The following is a 21,166-nucleotide window of genomic DNA, read 5'->3' as shown; positions in this document are numbered from 1 at the left end:
AGGGGTCCCCCTGCGCGGACCCAGCCAGGGTGGATAAGGTCCGAGGAATGGCCGGCGGCGGAGCGGAGTCCTTCACGGCCCGGATGCGCATGAGGCTGCACCGGGTCAGGACCGGCGTGCGCAAATCCGGTGTCGACTACTTCCGCGGCGACGGCTCCGACTGGATCGCCCTGGCCGGACTCCTGCTCACCGTCCCCGCGATCGCGGCGCTCACGATGGCGATGCCCGTCTGGTGCGCCCCCTCCGCGCTGGTCCTGCCCATCGTGGCCGGCGGTCTGCTGCTGCGCCCGGCGAGCCTGCTCGGTCTGTACGCGGCCGCCGCGGCGGCGCTCATCGTCGAGTCCGTCGCGCTCGGCCCGTACACGGACGGCCCGGGCAGGGTCACCCCCGGCACCGTCCTCACGGTCGCCGCCTGCGGCCTCTTCGGCCTGCTCATCGCGCAGTTCCGGTCCCGCGTCGGGGTCCCGTGGCGGCGCGGCGGCACGATGCTCTTCGACCTCCGTGAGCGGATCCGCGTACAGAGCAAGCTCCCGCGCCTCCCGCAGGGCTGGCACCGCGAGATGGCGCTGCGCCCGGCCGGCGGCCAGTCCTTCTCCGGGGACTTCGTGGTCGCGGCCCGCACTGGCAGCAGCGGCCGCACGCTCGAAGTGGTCCTCACCGACGTCTCCGGCAAGGGCATGGACGCGGGCTCCCGCGCCCTGCTCCTCTCCGGCGCCTTCGGCGGCCTCCTCGGCTCACTGCCCCCGCACGGCTTCCTTCCCGCGGCCAACGGCTACCTGCTCCGCCAGGACTGGGACGAGGGCTTCGCCACCTCCATCCACCTGGTCCTCGACCTGGACTCCGGCGACTACGAACTGCTCTCCGCGGGCCACCTCCCCGCCCTCCAGCTGCACGCGGGCAGCGGCCGCTGGGAGGAGAAGTCGGGCGAGGGCCCCCTGCTCGGTGTCTACGACGGGGCCCAGTTCGACCCCGTCAAGGGCAGCCTCCGCCCCGGTGACGTCCTGATGATGTTCACCGACGGACTGGTCGAGTCGGCGGAGCGCGACATCAGCGAGGGCATCGACCGGCTGACGGGCGAGGCGGACCGCTATGTGGCCTCCACCTTCGAGGGCGCGGCCTGGCACCTCATCGAGGCGGTGGCCAAGGACGTCAACGACGACCGCGCGCTGCTGCTGATCTGCCGGGACAGCGACGCGGGCCCGATCCTCTGAGCCCGCACAGGTAGGGCTTTCCCCACCCTCGATCCGCCAGCAGCCGCCATGGCCGCCGCACCCCCGTGATCCGTAGCGTCGAAGTGTCGGAACACAGACATCGGGCGGATCCGGAAGGCGGACAACACCATGGGGCTGCGACGCGGCAAGCGGGACCGGGCGGACCGGGGCGACCTGCACGCCACTCACACCGTGGGCGGTGCGGCCGCCGACTGGGCGGTGGAGCTCCGAGGTGTGCGCCGTCAGTACGGCCGCGGCAACTCGGCGGTCCACGCCCTGCGCGGCGTCGACATCTCCCTCCCGCGGGGCAGCTTCACCGCGGTGATGGGCCCCTCTGGCTCGGGCAAGTCGACGTTCCTGCAGTGCGCCGCGGGGCTCGACCGGCCCACCGAAGGGTCGGTGCGCCTCGGCTCCACCGAGATCACCGGCATGAACGAGAACAAGCTCACCGCCCTGCGCCGCTCCCGCCTGGGTTTCGTCTTCCAGGCCTTCAACCTGCTGCCTTCGCTCACCGTCGAGCAGAACATCCTGCTCCCGATGCGGCTCGCGGGAGAGCGCCAGGACCGCCACCGCGCCGCCCAGCTCCTGGCCCAGGTCGGCCTGGACGGCAAGGGCAAGCGCCGCCCCGGCGAACTCTCCGGCGGCCAGCAGCAGCGCGTGGCGATCGCCCGCGCCCTGGTCACCCGCCCCGACGTGATCTTCGCCGACGAGCCGACCGGAGCCCTGGACACCACCACGGCCGCCGAGGTCCTGTCCCTCCTGCGCGACGCGGTGGACACCCTGGGCGCCACGGTCGTCATGGTGACCCACGACCCCGCGGCGGCCGCCTACGCGGACCGCGTCCTCTTCCTTGCCGACGGCGAGATCGCCGACAGCCTCCCGCGCGCCACGGCCACCCAGATCGCCGCCCGCATGACGGCGCTCACGGCTCCGTCCTACGCCCGGGTGGCCGCGTAACCAAACCAGTCGATTTCCGGCCACGGCCTCAACTCGGCCGCCGGAAGGCCCAGTTCATCTCCGGTTCGGTGACGCACCGCATCGCCCGGCGCACCGGCGGCGTGCAGAACGCCGTCACCGCCACGACGATCGCCAGCGTCACCACGACCTCGCCGAACGGGTCGCTCAGCCAGTGGTACGTGTCGAACCACCCGGTGTAGTCGATGGTCTTGATCAGCAGCCCGTGCAGCAGATAGCCGCAGATCGTGCCCGCGCCGAGGACCGTGAACCAGGTCCTGCGGCGCGGCACCCAGGCCAGGAAACACACGGTCAGCACGAGCGAGCAGGCGAAGAGCCCCAGCGTCACCAGGATCCCGACGTACCAGGACACGGCCAGATCCTGCACCGCGAAGCTGCGGAAGAACCACCGCAGACTCATACGCGGCGAAGCCCAGTACGCGAAGAGCAGCGCACCCGCGAACACCGGCACGGAGGCCATCCGCACGGCCCGCCGCTGGACCATCGCGAAGTGCTCGGGCCGCAGATTGAGCCCCAGCACGAAGAACGGCAGGAACTGCAGCACCCGCTGGAGGTCGAAATCCGGTCCGATGCTCGGGGTGACCGAGGCCAGTACGCACATCGTCAGCGCGACCGGCACCGGATGGCGCACCACCTTCCACAGCGGTGTCGTCAGCCGCCAGATGAAGAGGGCGGCCAGGAACCAGGTGAGGAAGAAGGGGTCGAGCAGGCTGATCTCGTGGTGCGGGTCGACCGTCCAGCGCTCGTAGAGCGAATACGTCGTCTCGAAGACGAGGTAGGGGACCGCGACACCGGTGATCAGCCGCTTCAGCCGGTCGGGCCGCATGTCGAACGTCCGGGAGAAATAACCGGAGATGACGATGAAGGCCGGCATGTGGAAGGTGTAGACGACCATGTACAGCGCGCGCGTCGCGCGGCTGCCGTCCATGACCGGCTCCCACGAGTGGGCCATGGCCACCAGCACGATCGCCAGGTACTTGGCGTTGTCGAAGAAGGCGTCGCGCCGTGTGTGCTGCGTGTTCAGCGTATTGGAAGCGTCGAGTTCCGGCTTCTTTGCCGGGGGAAGCGGAGCTCGCTGATATCCGGGGGGAGCGTGAACCATTCGATCCACCCTAGCGTTGCGATCGGGATTCCGTAAAACCCCCCAGGGGCTCATGAATTATGTCCGACTATGCTCACTCTAAGGCCCCTTAATTAGGGCATTTCAGCAGCCTTCGCCGCATCTGCATTCAGGGGACATATTCACTGCTGCAAGGGGTAGCAGTGGGGCCGCCCGGCACCCGGGGGCGCGCGCACACCCGGTGTGCGCCAGGCGCGCACCGAGCGCGCGGATGGCGTGATCCGATCGCCGACGATTCGTCACCGGGCAACAACCACAGGCTCGTTGGTGGCACGATGGAACATGCGGATGCGTGCTGGGCTGCGCGCCTCCGGGCCGGCAAGGCGGACCGACCGAGGGTGTGATCAGTTGTGGCCATTTCACTGTCTGTGGTGCTCTTGCTGGCAATCGTGCTGGTGGTGTTGATACGAGGCGGCTCCATCAAGGCCGGACCGGCGATCGTCGCCGTGCTCTTCGGCTTCTTCCTCGCGTCCACGGGCATGGCCCCGTCGATCGACCGGTTCCTGAACTCGATAGCGGACACGATCAACCAGATCAAGTTCTGAAACGACTTCGGCCCGGCAGGTGAGTGATCACCTGCCGGGCCGAAGTCCGTATGGAGCGGGCGACGGGAATCGAACCCGCGTAGTCAGTTTGGAAGACTGGAGCTCTACCATTGAGCTACGCCCGCATACAGCGCACCGCAGGTCGGAGCGACCGCGGCACGTGAAGCATCGTAGCGGGTCGTACGCCGTTCCCGCACACCACATAAATGCAGTCACCCCACTTCGGACGGGCATGTACCCTACGTCTCGCACCGACGGGGTGTGGCGCAGCTTGGTAGCGCGTCCGCTTTGGGAGCGGAAGGTCGTCGGTTCGAATCCGGCCACCCCGACCAGCCAGCCCGACCAGTCTTCTCGGTCAGTCAGGCCGCACAGGCCCTCCAGGCCCGCAAGCAAGATCGCATTGTGGGTCATCGTCCGCTTGCCGTTACTATGCAAGCTGCGTGCCCGCGTGTCTCTGAACCGGGCAGAATCCCAAAATCAGCCCACCAAGGAGACCCAACCGTGAAGAGCGCCGTGGAGACCCTGAACCCGACTCGGGTTCGGCTCAGCATCGAGGTGCCCTTCGAGGAGCTCAAGGACAGCCTCGACGCGGCGTACAAGAAGATCAACCAGCAGGTCACGGTGAAGGGCTTCCGCAAGGGCAAGATCCCGAACCGCGTCATCGACCAGCGGTTCGGCCGTGGTGCTGTGCTCGAAGAGGCCGTCAACGACGCGCTCCCGAAGTTCTACACCGAGGCCGTCAACGAGGGTGAGCTGAACGTTCTCGGCCAGCCCGAGGTCGACATCACCGAGCTGAAGGACGGCGAGCTGCTGGCCTTCACCGCCGAGGTCGACATCCGCCCCGAGATCGAGATCCCGGACTACTCCGGCATCGAGGTCGAGGTCGACGCGGTCACCGTCTCCGACGAGGACGTCGACAAGGCCGTCGAGGAGCTGCGTGGCCGCTTCGCGTCCACCAACCCGGTCGAGCGCGCCGCCGAAGACGGCGACGTCGTGACGCTGGACCTCGAAGCCAAGGTCGAGGGCGAGGTCCTGGAGGACGGCGTCGCCGAGGGTGTCTCGTACACCATCGGTTCCGGCGAGCTCCTCGAGGGCATCGACGAGGCCGTCAAGGGCCTGGAGGCCGGTGGCGAGGCCACCTTCACCTCCGAGCTGAAGGGCGGCTCCGCCGAGGGCAAGCCGGCCGAGGTCACCGTCAAGGTGTCCGCCGTCGCCGCCCGTGAACTCCCCGCGCTGGACGACGACTTCGCGCAGCTGGCGAGCGAGTTCGACACGCTGGAGGAGCTCCGCGACGACAGCCGCAAGCGCCTCGAGAACATGAAGCAGTACGACCAGGCCACCCAGGCCCAGGAGCGCGTCCTCGACGAGCTGCTGAAGCTGGCGGAGGTCCCGATCCCCGAGAAGCTCCTCGAGGACGAGATCAACACCCGCAAGCACAACCTGGAGCACCACCAGCTCGGCCAGATGGGCCTCGACCTCGCCAAGTACCTGGAGATCCAGGGCAAGACCGAGGACGAGTTCATCGCCGAGACCAAGGAGCAGGCCGAGAAGGGCATCAAGACGCAGTTCATCCTCGATGAGCTCGTCAACAAGGAGAAGTTGAACGTCAACCAGGAGGAGCTCACCGAGCACCTCATGCGGCGCGCTGCCTCCTCCGGCATGTCCCCCGACCAGTTCGCCCAGGCCGTCGTCGAGGGCGGCCAGGTTCCGATGCTCGTCGGCGAGGTCGCCCGCGGCAAGGCCCTCGCGGTCGTCGTCGAGGCCGCCACGGTCAAGGACACCAACGGTGAGATCGTCGACCTGAGCGACGACGAGGACGAGGTCGAGGGCGAGACCGCCGAGGTCACCGAGGCCGCGTCCGAGGACGCCGCCGAGGAGAAGACCGAGGCCTGAGCCTCCGCCTGACCCTGCACAGCGGGCCCGGACGCGAGACGCGTCCGGGCCCGCTGTCGTACACACGCACAGGGGGCCTACCTTGCGCTCCGAGCGAACAGTTCGGGAAGCGGGATGGCGTTGTCCTACCTGCGCGTTAGGGTCCATGAATAGGAGGGCACGGGAGTACCCGAACCCTCCTGAATGAAGACGCTGAGACGGTAGAAGCCGTCAGAGACGAGCAGGTGGATACGTGACGAATCTGATGCCTTACGCCGCCGGCGAGCCCAACTTCGGTGGAGGCCTCGGCGACCAGGTCTACAACCGACTGCTCGGCGAGCGGATCATCTTCCTCGGCCAGCAGGTCGACGACGACATCGCCAACAAGATCACCGCACAGCTGCTCCTCCTCGCGGCAGACCCCGAGAAGGACATCTTCCTGTACATCAACAGCCCCGGCGGCTCGGTGACGGCGGGCATGGCGGTCTACGACACCATGCAGTACATCCCGAACGACGTGGTCACCATCGGCATGGGCCTCGCGGCCTCGATGGGCCAGTTCCTGCTCACCGGCGGCACCGCGGGCAAGCGCTTCGCGCTCCCCAACACCGACATCCTGATGCACCAGGGTTCGGCCGGCCTCGGCGGCACCGCCTCGGACATCAAGATCCAGGCCGAGCAGCTGCTGCGCACCAAGAAGCGCATGGCGGAGATCACCGCCCGTCACTCCGGCCAGACGATGGAAGCGATCATCCGCGACGGTGACCGCGACCGCTGGTACACCGCCGAAGAGGCCAAGGCCTACGGCCTCATCGACGAGATCATCACCTCCGCCTCGGGCGTTCCGGGCGGCGGCGGCACCGGGGCCTGAGGCTCCGTACGACGCCTCACAGCCCGACCCGATGACCACTGACGCAGCACTGAACGCCACCAGGATGGTGAACCCCCGTATGAACAGCTTCCAGGCCAACGCCTCCGCCAGCGGCCTCTACACCGGCCCGCAGGTGGACAACCGCTACATCGTTCCGCGCTTCGTCGAGCGCACCTCGCAGGGCGTGCGTGAGTACGACCCGTACGCGAAGCTCTTCGAGGAGCGCGTGATCTTCCTCGGCGTGCAGATCGACGACGCGTCCGCCAACGACGTCATGGCGCAGCTCCTGTGCCTGGAGTCGATGGACCCGGACCGCGACATCTCCATCTACATCAACAGCCCCGGTGGCTCGTTCACGGCCCTCACGGCCATCTACGACACGATGCAGTTCGTGAAGCCCGACATCCAGACGGTCTGCATGGGCCAGGCGGCCTCCGCCGCCGCGATCCTGCTGGCCGCCGGTACGCCGGGCAAGCGCATGGCGCTTCCGAACGCGCGTGTGCTGATCCACCAGCCGTCCTCGCAGACCGGCCGCGAGCAGCTCTCCGACCTGGAGATCGCGGCCAACGAAATCCTGCGCATGCGCGCCCAGTTGGAAGAGATGCTGGCCAAGCACTCGACCACCCCGATCGAGAAGATCCGCGACGACATCGAGCGCGACAAGATCCTCACGGCCGAGGACGCTCTCGCGTACGGTCTGGTCGACCAGATCGTCTCGACGCGCAAGAGCGCTGCGGGCGTTCTGGCCTGACGGCTCCAAGGAGTCCTGCCTCCCCTTGGCGCGGTCCACGTCAAAGTGAACCCTGCCAAGGGGGGCCCGAACGGGGGGCCCGGCAAGGTACCGTCGAATATGAGGCACCAGGAACCGCAGAATCGCGAGCGGTTCCCAGGCGAAGGGGAAGCACCTCGTGGCACGCATCGGTGATGGCGGCGACCTGCTCAAGTGCTCGTTCTGCGGGAAGAGCCAGAAGCAGGTGAAGAAGCTCATCGCGGGGCCAGGTGTGTACATCTGCGACGAGTGCATCGACCTCTGCAACGAGATCATCGAGGAGGAGCTCGCAGAGACCTCCGAGGTGCGGTGGGAGGAACTCCCCAAGCCGCGCGAGATCTATGAGTTCCTGGAGAGCTACGTGGTGGGCCAGGAGCCCGCCAAGAAGGCGCTCTCGGTCGCGGTGTACAACCACTACAAGCGCGTCCAGGCCGGTGAGAACGGCGGCGCCCAGGGGCGCGACGACGCCATCGAGCTGGCCAAGTCCAACATCCTGCTCCTCGGCCCCACGGGCTCCGGCAAGACGCTGCTCGCGCAGACGCTCGCCCGGATGCTCAACGTCCCGTTCGCCATCGCGGACGCGACGGCGCTGACGGAGGCCGGCTATGTCGGCGAGGACGTCGAGAACATCCTGCTGAAGCTCATCCAGGCCGCCGACTACGACGTCAAGAAGGCCGAGACGGGCATCATCTACATCGACGAGATCGACAAGGTCGCCCGTAAGAGCGAGAACCCGTCGATCACGCGCGATGTCAGCGGCGAAGGCGTCCAGCAGGCCCTGTTGAAGATCATCGAGGGCACGACCGCCTCGGTCCCGCCGCAGGGCGGCCGCAAGCACCCGCACCAGGAGTTCATCCAGATCGACACGACGAACGTGCTGTTCATCGTGGGCGGTGCCTTCGCGGGCCTGGACAAGGTCATCGAGGGCCGCTCGGGCGCGAAGGGCATCGGCTTCGGCGCGACGATCCAGTCGAAGCGGGAGCGGGCCGACCGCAACCTCTTCGCGGACGTCATGCCGGAGGACCTGGTGAAGTTCGGGATGATCCCCGAGTTCATCGGCCGCCTGCCTGTGCTGACGTCGGTGCACAACCTGGACCGGGAGGCTCTGCTCCAGATCCTGATCGAGCCGAAGAACGCCCTCGTCAAGCAGTACGAGCGCCTCTTCGAACTCGACGGTGTGGAGCTGGAGTTCGACCGCGAGGCGCTTGAGGCAATCGCCGACCAGGCGATCCTGCGGCAGACGGGTGCGCGTGGGCTGCGGGCCATCATGGAGGAGGTCCTCCAGTCGGTGATGTACGAGGTGCCGTCCCGCAAGGACGTCGCCCGGGTCGTCATCACGGCGGACGTCGTCCGCAACAACGTCAACCCGACGCTGGTCCCGCGCGAGCCGCGGATCATCGGGAACGACGGGCGTCACGAGAAGTCGGCGTAGGCGCTTGCGCATACGCAACAGGGGCGCCCGGTCAGGTAACTGGCCGGGCGCCCCTGTGTGTTGGGCGGGTGTGTGCTCGCTACTTCTTCACGCGGGCCGAGTTGTAGAGCTTGGCGGTGAGCTCGGCGGCCTTCTCCTGCGTTACGGGCGTGCCGCCCCCATCGATCTGGGACAGGTCGATGGATACGACGATGCCGACCGTGCTGTAGTCCGTCCAGATGCAGATCGGGACCTGTGTGGTCTTGGCGTTGGCGCTCGTCGTCATGGCCATTTCGGCGTTCTGGCACTTCATGAGGGCGCCCGAGAAGCCGGCGGGCTTGTACGCCTTCGGGCTTCCGACCAGCTTCATGGTGCCGCCGCTGGAGCTCTTGCCGTCGGAATTCGTCGCGGTGTTGAACGCGTTGTCGATCGTCGACGCGGGGTCGGTGACATCGCCGTAGAGACCCGAGAGGGAGAGCGACTGTCCTTCGAGCTTCGTCGGATCGGCTGCGTTCGTGTAGGTCGCGGCCGTCTGCGACGGGTTCTTGACCCCCGCCTCCTCGGCCTTCTGCTTGTCGCTCGCGGTCAGCGCGGGGGAGTCGTTGCCCGTGTTGCCCTTCTTGAACTCGCCGACCGTGGCCGGGGCCACGATCTTGTAGCCCTTCGTGCTGTCCGCGACGTCGGTGTTGCTGCTGGAGCCGCTGTCCCCCTTGGTCAGGAAGTACACGCCGCCGCCGATGACCGCGACCGCCACGATCGCCGCCGTGATGATGAGGCCCGTCTTCTTCTTGGGGGCTTCCGGCGGGGGCGGGACCTGGCCGTACGGGGGCTGCTGGCCGTACTGCGGCTGCTGGCCGTACGGGGCCTGCGGCTGGCCCTGCTGTGGGTAGCCGTAACCCGGCTGCGGCTGCTGCTGCGGCGGGACGCCCTGCGGGGCCTGCTGCGGGTAGCCGTAGCCCGGCTGGGGCGGCTGCTGGCCGTACGGGTTGGGCTGGCCCTGCGGGGGCTGGCCGCCGTACGGGCCGGGCTGCTGCGGGGGCTGCTGGCCGTACGGGCCCGGCTGGTTGTAACTCATGAGTGGGGTTCCCCTCCTACTTGACCTCGACGCGGACATCGTCGCGGAGTTTGGCCGCGAGTGCCGCAGCCTGGTCCAGGGTCTGGCTCGTGCCCTGGCCCGCCATGGCGGCGAGGTCGATGTTGGTGACGTACGCGATGGTGCTGTTGTCTGCCCAGATGCACACGGGGATGCTGATGGACTTGCTGCCGGCGGCGCTGTCGGTGATCTTGGCCTCCTGGCATTTCAGGACGCCGTTCTTGAAGCCGTCCGGGGTGAAGGCCTGGGGACTGCCGACCAGTTCACCCTCGGTCTTCGAGTCCCCGGCCTTCTCCGACTTGGTCTTGGCCTTGGCGAACATGGCGTCGAGGACCTTCTCGGGGTCCTTGATGTCCCCGTACACCCCGCTGAAGCCCAGCACCTTCTGGGCCGCGCCTGTGCCGGTGCTGTAAGACCCGTTGGCGGTCTTGGGGTCGGTGACGCCCCAGCTCTTGAAGTCCTTGATCTCGTCGTCCGACTCGGGGTCGGCGGCCAGGTTCTTGTCGGTGGTCTGCTTGTACGTTCCGCCGATGACGGTCTCCGGTGCGACCAGCGTGTACTTCTTGCCATCGGAGGTGACCGAGCTGCCGCCGTCGTCCTTGGTCAGGAAGTAGACGCCGCCGCCGATGACCGCGACCGCCACGACCGCCGCCGTGATGATGAGGCCGGTCTTCTTCTTGGGGGCCTGCGGCGGGGGCGGGACCTGGCCGTACGGGGGTTGCTGGCCGTACTGGGGCTGGCCCTGCTGCGGGTAGCCGTAGCCCGGCTGCTGCGGCTGCTGGCCGTACGGGCCCGGCTCGTTGTGGCTCATCGGTGGTGTTCCCCCTACTTGGCGACGCGGACGTCGTTGCGGACCTTGGCTGTGAGGGCAGCGGCTTCTTCCAGCGTCGCGCTCTTGCCGGAGCCCGCCATCGCGGCCGAGTCCACGTTGACGACGAAGCCGACCGTGCTGCCGTCGGCCCAGGCGCAGATGGGCGTGGTGACGGCGCCGTCACCCGTACCGGACTCGCTGAGCTTCTGCTCCTGGCACTTCAGAACCCCGCCACTGAAGCCCTCGGGGGTGAAGGCCTGCGGGGAGCCCACCATTTCGGTCTTCGTCGTCCCCGAGGTGTCCTTGGTGCTCGCTTCCTTGATCTTCACGAACTGGGCGTCGACGACCTTCTCCGGGTCCTTGACGTCCCCGTATACGCCGCTGAAGTTCAGGAGCTTCTTCGCCGAATCGGCGGAGTACGTCGCCTGGACACCCTTGGCGTCGCTGACCCCGTACGAGGCGTATTCCTTGACGTCCTCGCTGGTCATGGCCTTGCCCGAGCCGTCGCCGGTCTTCTTGAACTCACCGCCGAGGATGGTCGCCGGCGCGGTCAGCGTGTACGCCTTGCCGTCGCCTCCGCTGCCGTCGCTGCTGCTCCCGCCCTTGGTCAGGAGCCATGCGCCGCCGCCGATCACGGCGAGTGCCACGACGGAGGCGATGACGATGAGGGGCGCCTTGCTCTTCGGCTGCGGGCCGCCCGGCGGGGGCGGCGGCGCCTGGCCGTACGGAGCCTGCTGCCCGTACTGGGGCTGCTGCCCGTACTGCGGCTGCTGCGGTGCCGGGGGCTGCTGCGGGGCTTGCTGCGGGGCTGGGGGCTGCTGCGGCGGGACGCCCTGCGGGGCCTGCTGGGGATAGCCGTAGCCGGGCTGGGGCGGCTGCTGCGGCTGCTGCCCGTAAGGGTTCGGCTGCTGGCCGTACGGGCCCGGCTGGTCGTGGCTCATGCTCTGGGTTCCCCTCCAGAAACTTATGTGTCGCGAACATCCTTGCCGACACCCGTGTGACGTGGGGTGGCAGGGTGCGCATCGTTACGGAAGATTCCCGTTTCAGGACAGGGCGGTGACACCTCTAAACTGGGCCCGTGACCGATATCGCTCAGCAGCAGCCCGCAGACAGCAACCCCGAACTGCCGACCCAGTACGCACCGGCCGAGGTAGAGGGGAAGCTGTACGAGCGCTGGGTAGAGCGTGGTTACTTCGAGGCCGACGCGAAGAGCGAGAAGCCTCCGTTCACCATCGTCATCCCGCCGCCGAACGTCACCGGCGCCCTCCACCTGGGCCACGCCTTCCAGCACACGCTCATGGACGCCCTCACCCGCCGCAAGCGCATGCAGGGTTACGAAGTCCTGTGGCTGCCCGGTATGGACCACGCCGGCATCGCCACCCAGAACAAGGTCGAGCAGCAGCTCGCCGAGGAGGGCCTGTCCCGTCACGACATCGGCCGCGAGGCCTTCGTCGAGAAGGTCTGGCAGTGGAAGAAGGAGTACGGCGGCAAGATCCTCGGCCAGATGCGCCGCCTCGGCGACGGCGTGGACTGGTCGCGTGAGCGCTTCACCATGGACGAGGGCCTCTCCAAGGCCGTCCAGACGATCTTCAAGAAGCTGTACGACGACGACCTGATCTACCGCGCCGAGCGCATCATCAACTGGTGCCCGCGCTGTCTCACCGCGATCTCCGACATCGAGGTCGACTACCAGGACGACAACGGCGAGCTCGTCTCGCTGAAGTACGGCGAGGGCGACGAGACCGTCGTCGTCGCCACCACCCGTGTCGAGACGATGCTGGGCGACACCGCGGTCGCCGTCCACCCCGACGACGAGCGGTACGCCCACCTCATCGGCAAGCGCATCAAGCTGCCGCTGACCGACCGCACCATCCCGGTCGTCGCCGACACCCACGTCGACCCCGAGTTCGGCACCGGCGCCGTCAAGGTGACCCCGGCGCACGACCCGAACGACTTCGCCATCGGCCAGCGCCACGGGCTGGAAATGCTCACGGTCATGGACGAGCGCGCCATCATCACCGTGCCCGGACCCTTCCAGGGGCTCGACCGCTTCGAGGCCCGTTCCGCCATCGTCGAGGCCATGCGCGAGCAGGGCCGCGTCGTCGCCGAGAAGCGCCCGTACACGCACTCCGTCGGCCACTGCTCGCGCTGCAAGACGACCGTCGAGCCGCGACTGTCCCTGCAGTGGTGGGTCAAGGTCGACACGCTCGCCAAGGCCGCCGGTGACGCGGTCCGCGAGGGCGACGTCGTGCTGCACCCGAAGGAGATGGAGCGGCGCTACTTCGACTGGGTCGACAACCTCAACGACTGGTGCATCTCACGGCAGTTGTGGTGGGGCCACCGCATTCCCGTCTGGTACGGCCCCGAGGGCCAGGTCGTCTGCGTCGGTCCCGACGAGCAGCCGCCGACGGGTGAGGGCTGGACCCAGGACGAGGACGTCCTCGACACCTGGTTCTCGTCCGGCCTGTGGCCGTTCTCGACGCTGGGCTGGCCGGAGCAGACGCCGGACCTGGAGAAGTTCTACTCGACCGACGTTCTCCTCACCGGTCACGACATCATCTTCTTCTGGGTCGTCCGGATGATGATGTTCGGCCAGTACGCGATGGACGGCCAAGTCCCGTTCAAGACCGTCGCGTTGACCGGACTCGTCCGCGACGAGAACGGCAAGAAGATGTCGAAGTCCTTCGGCAACGTCGTCGACCCGCTGGACTGGATGGACGCGTACGGCTCCGACGCCGTCCGCTTCACCCTGGCCAACGGCGCCAACCCCGGCGCCGACGTCCCGATCGGCGAGGACTGGGTCAAGGCGTCGCGCAACTTCGCCAACAAGATCTGGAACGCGACCCGCTTCGCGCTCATGAACGGTGCGACCGTCGAGGGTGAACTCCCGCCCGCCGAGCAGATGTCGGCGAACGACCGGTGGATCCTCTCGCGCCTCAACTCGGTCGTGGCCGAGGCGGACGCGTACTACGACGACTTCCAGTTCGCCAAGCTCGCGGACAGCCTCTACCACTTCGCGTGGGACGAGGTCTTCGACTGGTACGTCGAGCTCTCGAAGACCACCTTCTTCGCGGGCGGCGAGCCCGCCAAGGTCTCCGCGCGCGTCCTCGGCGAGGTCCTCGACAAGCTGCTGCGCCTGCTCCACCCGATCGTCCCCTTCGTCACGGAGACGCTCTGGACCTCGCTCACCGGCAAGGAGTCCCTGGTCATCGCCGACTGGCCGACCGATTCGGGCTTCCGTGACCCGGCCGCCGAGCAGGAGATCGCCCTCGTCCAGCAGGTGATCACCGAGGTCCGCCGCTTCCGCTCCGACCAGGGCCTGCAGCCCGGCCAGAAGGTCCCGGCCGAGCTCGACCTGACGGGGACGGCGCTGGCTCCGCACGAGGCGGCCATCCGTCAGGTGCTGCGTCTGCAGCCTGCGGGCGAGGGCTTCCACGCCACCGCCTCGCTGCCGGTCGCGGGCTGCAAGGTCGCCCTCGACCTGTCGGGGACGATCGACGTCGAGGCCGAGCGCAAGCGTCTGAGCAAGGACCTCGCGCTCGCCGAGAAGGAGAAGGCGGACGCCAACAAGAAGCTCGGCAACGAGGCCTTCCTGGCCAAGGCGCCGGACAACGTGGTCGACAAGATCCGCGGACGCCTGGCCAAGGCCGAAGCGGACATCGAGCGGATCACGGCACAGATCGAGGGCCTGCCGAAGGCCTAGTACGTACGCGAAGGCCCCCGGATCGCCTCACGGCGGGCCGGGGGCCTTCGTACGTCCTCACATGTAGTTGCCGTTCGGCAGCCGCGGATCCCCGGGCAGCAGCGGGTCCCCTCCGCGCTGCAGCGCGTACAGCTCGGCCAGCGTCGCGCCGTCCACCGGTGCGGCGGCCGGGTCGCCCAGCCACTCCGCCGCCTCCTGGCGGGTGAGCGGTCCGACCTCGATACGGGCCAGACAGCGGCCGGGGCGGACGATCGCCGGGTGCAGCCGCCCCAGGTCCTCGTTGGTGGTGATCGCGACCAGCACCTTGCGGCCCTGGCCGAGCATGCCGTCCGTGAGGTTCAGCAGACGGGCCAGGGACTGCCCCGTGGCGAACTTGGCGTCGGCGCGGATCAGTTCGTCGCAGTCCTCCAGGACCAGCAGCCGCCACCGGTCGTCGTCCGCCTCGGACTCTCCCTCGTCGCCCATCGCGATCCCGATGAGATAGCTCGCGTCCTCGAAGAGCCGCTCCGGGTCCAGTACGCAGTCGATCTGGCACCAGTCGCGCCAGGCGAGCGCCAGCGACCGCAGCGCCGAGGTCTTGCCGGTGCCCGGCGGGCCGTGCAGCAGAAGCAGTCGGCCGCTGACCTGTTCGGGGTCCATGGCCATCAGGAGGGAGAGCTGGCGGGCGGGCTCGGCGCTGTAGTTGGCGTGCGCGTCGGACCATTCGACGGCTCCGATACGGCGCTTGCTGTGGACTCCGCCGCGGTCGGCGGACCAGTACCAGAAACCCATCTCCGTCGTGCCGGCCGGCGGCGGCTCGGTGTCCTCCAGGGACTCGACGAGCTCGGCCAGGATGCGCTCGGCGGTGGCCAGCTCGACGGCGGTCACCGTGATCTTGGTGTCCTCGGAGAACCAGCGGCTGATCCGCACCGTCCAGCCCTCGCCGCGCGCCAGCATCCAGGCGCGGCTCTTGTCGTGGCTGTGGCGCACGATCTCTGCGCCCTCGGGGAGCCGGATCCCGCCGGGCTTCACCCGTTCCAGAGTGGCGGTGCGCGACCAGGGCTCGGCGCCGCTCGCGAAGGGGATCAGTGCCAGCAGGTCGACGAGGTCGAAGTGCGACTGGTGGTCGCGCAGGCCGATGTCGAAGTTGCTGGGGACACCGGCTGCGGGGTCCGGAGGGGTCATAGGCCCATGATCGGGGCGGCGGGCGGAGCCTGCCATCCGGGCGGGGTCAGGGGCGGCGGTCGTCGCCCGCGATCACGGGGCGCAGGCTGCGCAGGGCGAGGCCGGCGGCGATCAGGGTGGTCGCGGCGACGATCATCGCCAGGATCATCATCGGGGAGGAGCCGGTGGAGGCCAGAGCGGCGGAGCTGCCGCCTCCGACGGCGGCGGTGCCTGCGGGGTGTCCGTACATGGGAGGTCCTCGGTTTCGAGTTGTGGGGAAGGGCGAGCGAGGGAGGGGTCAGGTCGCGACCCAGCGCTCCTGGCGGCGCAGGACGAGGTTGATCAGCGACATGAGGAACACGGTCTGGCGGAACACGTCGTACAACAGCTCGGGGATCAGCGGGGCCGCGAGCAGTACGGCGCGGGGGCCGAGTCTGCGGACGGTCAGGGTGCGTTCGGCGATGAAGATCACGGTGATGGTGGTCCAGAGCGGCGAGAAGCCCGTCCAGCCGAAGAGCACCAGCGACAGCACGATGAACAGCGCGGCCAGCGCGAGCGCGAGGCCTCCCAGGCCGAGCATCAGCTGCTGGCCGAAGTACGGGAGGGTGACCCGCGTCAGTCCGTAGTCGCGGAGGTTCTCCAGGGCGCCGCGCTGCCAGCGCATCCGCTGGTGCCACAACTTCGGGACGGTGGGCATGACTTCGGTGACCAGCCAGCATCCTGCGGGGGAGACGGTGCGGTGGCCGAGGGTCTTCACGGCCTTGGTCATCTCGTCGTCCTCGGTGAGCGACGCGAGGCTGTAGTGGTCGCTGCCGCCGCCGATACGCCCTTCGATGCGGGCCTCGCGCACCTCGCGCAGGACCCGGGAGCGGAAGAGGGTGCCGGTGCCGGTGAGGACGGTGGCCTTGCCGCCCTTGCGGCGGATCTCCAGGGAGTAGCGCTGGTACTCCATGCGCTGCAGCAGCCCGAGCACACCGCCGCCCTCCTCCCCGTAGAAGACTCCGCCGACCGCGCCCACGGTCGGCTCTTCGAGCGCTTCGACGGCGCACTCGACGAAGCGCGGGTTGAGGACGGTGTCGGCGTCCTGGATCAACACCTGGGCGTCGTCGGGGAGTTCGTCGAGAAGGGGGGCCAGTACCTGGTTGAGCGCGCCGGCCTTCTTGTCGCGGTTGCCGGTGGGGAGGAAGACCTCGGCGCCGCAGCGCTCGGCGATGCCGGGGGTGTCGTCGGTGCAGTTGTCGGCGACGACGATGATGCGGTCGGGTCGCCGGGTCTGCCGGTAGAGACCGGCGAGCGTGGCCGTGATCCGGTCCGCTTCGTTGTGCGCGGGTATCACCGCCACGAGCTGCACTGTTCCCCCACCTCTCTTCCCTGCCGCAGTTCCTGTGTCCGTCAAGAACACTGCGGGGGAGGGGTAGCAGAAGGGTGGCGGCCCGGTTGCACGACGGTTGCCCCGGTCGATACGTGGTGGCTCGGGACCAAGGGCCCGGGACTTCAGTCCTTGTCCAGCTCCACCGGCGCCAGCGGAAGCGTCACCGTGACCGTCGTCCCCGCGCCCTCGGTGCTCGACAGCGCGACGGTGCCGCCGTGCCGTTCCACCAGGCCGCGCGCGACCGAGAGGCCAAGGCCGCTGCCCTGGATGCCGCCGGCGTTCGACGCGCGCCTGAACTGGTCGAAGAGACCGGCCTGTTGGTCCTCGGGGATGCCGATGCCGGTGTCCGTGACGGTCAGCGACCAGAGATGGGCGGACTCGTCGTAGAGGCAGCTCAGGGAGGCCTCGCCGCCGGCCGGGGTGTACTTGATCGCATTGCCGAGGAGATTGTCGAGCACCTGGCGCAGCCGGTAACGGTCCGCGCTGATCGGCGGTCCCGCCCCCGCGTCACAGCGCAGCTCCACCTGGGCGGCGGCGGCCATCGGGGTCAGCTCGGCCACCGTCGTCGCACAGAGTTCGGGTACGTCGACTTCGGCGCGGTCCAGCACCACGGCTCGCGCCTCCAGCCGGGTGATCATCAGCAGGTCGTCGATGATCCGCCGCATCCGCCCCGCGCTCTTCGCGACGACGCCGACGTAGAGCCGTTGCTCCTCGGTGAGCGGAGTCTCCTCGTCGCTGATCAGCAGCTCGCAGAAACTGCTGATGGTGGTGAGCGGAGTGCGCAGGTCGTGGGAGACGGCGGCGGTGAACCGGGCGCGCTCGTCGGCCAGTTCGGCCAGGCCGCGGTTGCGCTCGTGGAGGACTTCGAGTGCCTGGAGCTGCTCGGTGATGTCGCGGAACAGCCAGAGATTACCGATGTACACGTCGCCGCTGTACAGCGGCACATAGGTGCGCCGGACCGTGCGGCCGTCGGCGAGCGACAGGCGCTCGGACGTCGCCGCGCGCCGCTCTGTGATCTCGTCGGCGCTACGGACGCGGGGGTCGGCCGGGTCGCGGAGCAGCTGGGCGAGACCGCGTTCGACGTGGTGGATGTCGGTGCCGCGCTTGAGGGGGCACAGGTCCTGGAGGTGTCCGAGGTCGACCAGGGCGGTGTTCAGGAGCCACAGCCGGTAGTTGCCGTCGGTGAGCATCACCCCGTCCTCCAGGGCGTCGATCAGCTGGGCGAGGCGGGTCGTCTCGGCGGTGTACCGCGCACGCGTCTCGTACAGGTCGGTGCCGTCGATGGCGCGTACGAATTCGCCGCCGGAGGGGTTGCCGCTGCGGTGCAGCGTGATGCCGAGGATGACCCGGCGGGCGCCGCTGGGGTGGCCGATGCGCACGACCACGGTCTCGGAACCGAGGGGGCCCGGCTCCTCGGAGAAGCGTTTCAGCGCCGCGGTGAGCGCAGGGGCGTCGAGCGGGTGGACCTCGTTCTCGGCCGGCGGGGGATAGCTGCCGGGCTCGGCGCGGTCGAGGGCGGCGAGGACATCGGCGCACAGGTCGTACGCCGAGGACCGCGGCCTCAGCGGGATCAGCGTCTGCCGGGCGTCCACTCGGAGCGGCGGCGTGCTCGGGTCGTACAGCGCGGCGAGGTCGTCGGCGTAAGCGTCGTCCGGCATGGACGGCCTCCCGGGAGCGAGGATCGGGACGGCCCCGACGCTACGGCGGAAGGCGGTGGCGGACGGTCAGGCGCGTCGGGTGGCGCTCGTGCGCTGCACCAGTTCGGTGACGACGACGAGGGCGACCGGCACGAGCAGGGCGAGGGGAGGAATGACGCCGAAGATCGCCAGTACGAAGAGGACCAGGGCGACCCCCTGGACCGCGCGGACCGTCCAGATCTGGGTCCTGCCGATGGGGGAAGTCATGTCCGTGCTCATGGTGCTCACCGCTTTCCGTCCGATACGTGAAGACGAAGTCCACGGTGGCGGGCGGGAGTTGCGGCAGTCGGTGCGGACCGGTTGCGCAATGGTTGTGCGGTGGACTAAGGGACCTCCGGCCCCTGCGGCTGCGGGCCCTTGAGCCCCCGGGGCAGCCGCAGAAGGACCTCGACCCGGTCCTCTCCGGAGCGCAGGACCTCCAGCACACCGCCGTGCGCCTCCAGGACCGCACGGGCCACGGCGAGTCCCAGGACGTCGGCGGTGCCGGAGGTGGGGTCCTGCAGCCGGCCGAGCGCCGGATCGTAGAGCTCCTCCTGGGGCACGGGGCGGTCAGTGGCGTGCACCGTGATCTCCCAGGTGCGTCCGCCGGTCCCGACCTCGGCCCGTACCGTCACCGTGCTGCCCGCGTCCGCGGCCCGTACCGCCTTGCGCACCACGCTCACCAGCGCGCGCCGCAGCCGGTCGGCGTCGCCGCGGACCTGCAGCCTGGGCGGCGCCTCCTGCTCCAGCCGTACGCCACTGCCCTCCGCGTCCGCACGGACCTCGTCGACGGCCGAGGCGAGGAGCCGGGTCATGGTCATCGGCTCGATCCGCAGCGGCAGTGTCCGGGTGTCGAGCCCGCTGACCAGGAGGAGGTCCTCGATCACGGACTGCATCAGGGCCGTGTTGCGCTGGATGGCCGCCGCGAACTCCTGTTCCTCCGTGGGTGGTTGGCCGGGGGCCGCGGTGGTGAGCAGCTCGGCGAAGCCCGCGATCGAGGTGAGCGGCGTACGCAGTGCGTGGCTGACCGCCGAGGTGAACCGGGCCCGCTGGTCGACGAGTTCGGCCAGCGCGTCAGCGCGCTCGGTCAGCGCGCGTTCCACGGCGTGCCGGTCGGTGACGTTCTCGATGATCCAGAGGTTGCCGAGCCGCTCGGTCCCCTCGTACACCGGGCGGAAGTGCACCCGGCGGATCGTCCCGTCCTTGAAGGGGAAGTCGCGGAAGCCGGACCTGCCCTGGGCACGGGCCTCGTCGATCAGGCGCCGCACGCCCGCCGGATCGTCGCTGCGGTCGGCGAACATCCGCACCAGGGAGTGCACATCGACGTCGGACGCGGTCAGGGGGAAGGGCAGACCGAGCCAGGTGGTCGCCCTGCGGTTGATGTGCAGCAGCCGGAAGGAGCCGTCGGTGAAGACGATGCTCGCGTCGATGGAGTCGAGGAGCGTGGCGAGCCAGACGCGTTCAGTGGCGAGCTGGGCGTGGGTCTCCTGCGACTCGGTGATGTCGGCCGCGTACAGCATGACCGTGTCGCCCTCCAGCGGGAGCGGCGCCCGGAAGGCCGTCACGACGAGGAAGCGCGGCCGGCGTCCCGCGGCTCCGAACCGCACGGGGAAGGGCACGGTGGATTCGCCGCGGCCCGAGTCGAAGGCGGCGAGGACCTCGGCCAGCTGCTGTGCGTCCTGCTCGAAAGGGTGGTGGGGCTCGGTGCTCCAGGGGGCGGAGCCGTCCGGTCCGGCGAGCTGGCGGAAGAGCCGTACCAGTACGTCGGGGACGCTCTCGCCCGCGAACCGGTGGGCGACGGACGACCACCGGGTAGTGGCCCGGGGCGCGGTGCCCGGGTTGTAGAGGGAGACGGCAGCGGCATCGACCACCTGATGATCATCGCGCAGGGGAGCGGAGCCCGCAGGGTCAGTGGGTCCGGTAGCGGTAGCCCACACCCCGTACGGACTCGATGGGATCGGCGTCCGGATCCAGCTCCTGGATCGCGCGCCGCAGCCGCAGCACCGCGAACTTCACGCGGTCCCCGCTGCCGCCGCTCGTGTCGTCCCAGACCCGCGCCAGCAGCTGCTCGGGGGTGACGACGGTGCTTTTGTGCTGGACGAGCACATGGAGCAGCCGGAACTGCAGATCGCTCAGTTCCAGCGGCCGCTCCCGCCACCTCGCCTGCCGGGTCACCGCGTCGAGCGTCAGCACCCCGTCGTCGTACGTCCGCGGTGCCGCCGCGTGCGCGGGCACCCGGCGCAGCAGCGCCTCGATCCTGGCGACGAGTTCCGGGTTGGAGAAGGGCTTGGTCAGATAGTCGTCGGCGCCGGCCCGCAGCCCTCGTACCCGCTCCGACTCGTGGCCGTGCGCGGTGAGCATCAGGACGGGCAGATCGCTCATGTCCCGTACGCGCTCCAGGACTTGCCAGCCGTTGAGCCCCGGCAGCCCGACATCGAGGACCATCACGTCCGGCTTCGTCTCGTGCAGCATCCGCAGCGCGCTGCGCCCGTCGTCCGCGTGCACGGTGTTCCAGCCGCTCCGCCTGAAGAGCGCGGAGAGCACCAGTGCGACATCCGGGTCGTCCTCGACGACGAGCACAGTGGTCATGGCGT

19 protein-coding genes and 2 tRNA genes are annotated in these 21,166 nt (G+C 69.0%); 9 read left to right on the top strand and 12 right to left on the bottom strand.

From position 1 onward, the window contains the following. Positions 1–47: 47 nt before the first annotated feature. Both OG707_RS11965 and OG707_RS11960 read left to right on the top strand, forming a co-directional pair. The gene (locus OG707_RS11965; protein ID WP_329117288.1) at positions 48–1,211 is read left to right on the top strand and encodes a PP2C family protein-serine/threonine phosphatase; all 1,164 of its coding nucleotides are present in this window, start codon (positions 48–50) and stop codon (positions 1,209–1,211) included. A 129-nt stretch (positions 1,212–1,340) separates the two neighbouring features. Beyond that, entirely contained in the window at positions 1,341–2,168 is an 828-nt protein-coding gene (locus tag OG707_RS11960) for an ABC transporter ATP-binding protein (RefSeq protein WP_329117286.1), read from the top strand. 28 nt (positions 2,169–2,196) lie between these two features. On the opposite strand, the gene OG707_RS11955 is transcribed toward OG707_RS11960, so the two are convergent. Next, positions 2,197–3,288 (bottom strand): acyltransferase family protein, encoded by a 1,092-nt coding sequence (locus OG707_RS11955; RefSeq protein WP_329117284.1) that lies wholly within the window; start codon positions 3,286–3,288, stop codon positions 2,197–2,199. Between the two features lie 368 nt (positions 3,289–3,656). On the opposite strand from OG707_RS11955, the gene OG707_RS11950 reads away from it, so the two are divergent. Further along, positions 3,657–3,851, top strand: a complete 195-nt coding sequence (locus OG707_RS11950; protein WP_329117281.1) for a hypothetical protein — start codon at positions 3,657–3,659, stop codon at positions 3,849–3,851. 51 nt (positions 3,852–3,902) lie between these two features. Here the strand turns inward: OG707_RS11950 and OG707_RS11945 are convergent. Then, positions 3,903–3,976 (bottom strand) — tRNA-Gly (locus OG707_RS11945). Between the two features lie 130 nt (positions 3,977–4,106). Here OG707_RS11945 and OG707_RS11940 point away from each other — a divergent pair. The 5 genes from OG707_RS11940 (at position 4,107) to clpX (ending at position 8,795) form a co-directional block, all read left to right on the top strand. Beyond that, a tRNA-Pro gene (locus tag OG707_RS11940) sits at positions 4,107–4,183 on the top strand. A gap of 169 nt (positions 4,184–4,352) precedes the next feature. Beyond that, positions 4,353–5,744 carry a trigger factor gene (gene tig, locus OG707_RS11935; protein WP_329117279.1) on the top strand — a complete coding sequence of 464 codons (1,392 nt, stop codon included), beginning with the start codon at positions 4,353–4,355 and terminating at the stop codon, positions 5,742–5,744. Between the two features lie 244 nt (positions 5,745–5,988). Further along, on the top strand, positions 5,989–6,594 hold the full coding sequence (locus OG707_RS11930; protein WP_329127744.1) for an ATP-dependent Clp protease proteolytic subunit: 606 nt from the start codon (positions 5,989–5,991) through the stop codon (positions 6,592–6,594). 64 nt (positions 6,595–6,658) lie between these two features. Beyond that, the gene (locus OG707_RS11925) at positions 6,659–7,345 is read left to right on the top strand and encodes an ATP-dependent Clp protease proteolytic subunit (RefSeq protein WP_329127742.1); all 687 of its coding nucleotides are present in this window, start codon (positions 6,659–6,661) and stop codon (positions 7,343–7,345) included. 157 nt (positions 7,346–7,502) lie between these two features. Next, positions 7,503–8,795 carry an ATP-dependent Clp protease ATP-binding subunit ClpX gene (gene clpX, locus OG707_RS11920; RefSeq protein ID WP_329117277.1) on the top strand — a complete coding sequence of 431 codons (1,293 nt, stop codon included), beginning with the start codon at positions 7,503–7,505 and terminating at the stop codon, positions 8,793–8,795. Positions 8,796–8,874: 79 nt separating this feature from the next. Here the strand turns inward: clpX and OG707_RS11915 are convergent, their stop codons facing one another. From OG707_RS11915 to OG707_RS11905, 3 genes are read right to left on the bottom strand one after another with little or no spacing between them, the layout of a single operon-like run. Then, entirely contained in the window at positions 8,875–9,849 is a 975-nt protein-coding gene (locus OG707_RS11915; protein ID WP_329117276.1) for a hypothetical protein, read from the bottom strand. Positions 9,850–9,865: 16 nt separating this feature from the next. After that, a complete protein-coding gene (locus tag OG707_RS11910; protein ID WP_329117274.1) occupies positions 9,866–10,678 on the bottom strand; it encodes a hypothetical protein in 813 nt (270 codons plus the stop codon). Between the two features lie 14 nt (positions 10,679–10,692). Continuing rightward, a complete protein-coding gene (locus OG707_RS11905) occupies positions 10,693–11,619 on the bottom strand; it encodes a hypothetical protein (RefSeq protein WP_329117272.1) in 927 nt (308 codons plus the stop codon). Between the two features lie 137 nt (positions 11,620–11,756). Between OG707_RS11905 and OG707_RS11900 the strand changes: the two genes are divergently transcribed. Then, positions 11,757–14,381, top strand: a complete 2,625-nt coding sequence (locus OG707_RS11900; protein WP_329117270.1) for a valine--tRNA ligase — start codon at positions 11,757–11,759, stop codon at positions 14,379–14,381. Between the two features lie 57 nt (positions 14,382–14,438). Here the strand turns inward: OG707_RS11900 and OG707_RS11895 are convergent, their stop codons facing one another. The 7 genes from OG707_RS11895 to OG707_RS11865 form a co-directional block, all read right to left on the bottom strand. After that, complete coding sequence (locus OG707_RS11895) at positions 14,439–15,545, bottom strand: DUF5925 domain-containing protein (RefSeq protein ID WP_329117268.1); 1,107 nt, start codon at positions 15,543–15,545, stop codon at positions 14,439–14,441. A 46-nt stretch (positions 15,546–15,591) separates the two neighbouring features. After that, positions 15,592–15,774: a hypothetical protein gene (locus OG707_RS11890; RefSeq protein WP_329117266.1), complete on the bottom strand. Its 183-nt coding sequence runs from the start codon at positions 15,772–15,774 to the stop codon at positions 15,592–15,594. A 48-nt stretch (positions 15,775–15,822) separates the two neighbouring features. Then, positions 15,823–16,866 carry a glycosyltransferase family 2 protein gene (locus OG707_RS11885; protein WP_329117264.1) on the bottom strand — a complete coding sequence of 348 codons (1,044 nt, stop codon included), beginning with the start codon at positions 16,864–16,866 and terminating at the stop codon, positions 15,823–15,825. A 152-nt stretch (positions 16,867–17,018) separates the two neighbouring features. Next, positions 17,019–18,554: a sensor histidine kinase gene (locus OG707_RS11880; RefSeq protein WP_329117262.1), complete on the bottom strand. Its 1,536-nt coding sequence runs from the start codon at positions 18,552–18,554 to the stop codon at positions 17,019–17,021. 66 nt (positions 18,555–18,620) lie between these two features. Beyond that, entirely contained in the window at positions 18,621–18,800 is a 180-nt protein-coding gene (locus tag OG707_RS11875) for a hypothetical protein (RefSeq protein WP_329117260.1), read from the bottom strand. A gap of 116 nt (positions 18,801–18,916) precedes the next feature. Further along, positions 18,917–20,443, bottom strand: a complete 1,527-nt coding sequence (locus OG707_RS11870) for a PAS domain-containing sensor histidine kinase (protein WP_329117258.1) — start codon at positions 20,441–20,443, stop codon at positions 18,917–18,919. Positions 20,444–20,480: 37 nt separating this feature from the next. After that, positions 20,481–21,161, bottom strand: coding sequence for a response regulator transcription factor (locus OG707_RS11865; RefSeq protein ID WP_329117256.1), 681 nt, complete (start codon positions 21,159–21,161; stop codon positions 20,481–20,483). Positions 21,162–21,166 lie beyond the last annotated feature (5 nt).

The organism is Streptomyces sp. NBC_01465, assembly GCF_036227325.1.
Taxonomy (GTDB): Bacteria; Actinomycetota; Actinomycetes; order Streptomycetales; family Streptomycetaceae; genus Streptomyces.
This window is presented reverse-complemented; position numbering and strand designations above follow the sequence as displayed.

Coding starts and splice junctions, on each gene's coding strand:
- OG707_RS11910 (WP_329117274.1), bottom strand. CDS start 10,678: ATGAGCCACAACGAGCCGGGCCCGTACGGCCAGCAGCCGCAGCAGCCG.
- OG707_RS11925 (WP_329127742.1), top strand. CDS start 6,659: ATGGTGAACCCCCGTATGAACAGCTTCCAGGCCAACGCCTCCGCCAGC.
- OG707_RS11880 (WP_329117262.1), bottom strand. CDS start 18,554: ATGCCGGACGACGCTTACGCCGACGACCTCGCCGCGCTGTACGACCCG.
- OG707_RS11930 (WP_329127744.1), top strand. CDS start 5,989: ATGCCTTACGCCGCCGGCGAGCCCAACTTCGGTGGAGGCCTCGGCGAC.
- OG707_RS11965 (WP_329117288.1), top strand. CDS start 48: ATGGCCGGCGGCGGAGCGGAGTCCTTCACGGCCCGGATGCGCATGAGG.
- OG707_RS11905 (WP_329117272.1), bottom strand. CDS start 11,619: ATGAGCCACGACCAGCCGGGCCCGTACGGCCAGCAGCCGAACCCTTAC.
- OG707_RS11955 (WP_329117284.1), bottom strand. CDS start 3,288: ATGGTTCACGCTCCCCCCGGATATCAGCGAGCTCCGCTTCCCCCGGCA.
- OG707_RS11915 (WP_329117276.1), bottom strand. CDS start 9,849: ATGAGTTACAACCAGCCGGGCCCGTACGGCCAGCAGCCCCCGCAGCAG.
- OG707_RS11875 (WP_329117260.1), bottom strand. CDS start 18,800: ATGACTTCCCCCATCGGCAGGACCCAGATCTGGACGGTCCGCGCGGTC.
- OG707_RS11960 (WP_329117286.1), top strand. CDS start 1,341: ATGGGGCTGCGACGCGGCAAGCGGGACCGGGCGGACCGGGGCGACCTG.
- OG707_RS11890 (WP_329117266.1), bottom strand. CDS start 15,774: ATGTACGGACACCCCGCAGGCACCGCCGCCGTCGGAGGCGGCAGCTCC.
- OG707_RS11865 (WP_329117256.1), bottom strand. CDS start 21,161: ATGACCACTGTGCTCGTCGTCGAGGACGACCCGGATGTCGCACTGGTG.
- OG707_RS11895 (WP_329117268.1), bottom strand. CDS start 15,545: ATGACCCCTCCGGACCCCGCAGCCGGTGTCCCCAGCAACTTCGACATC.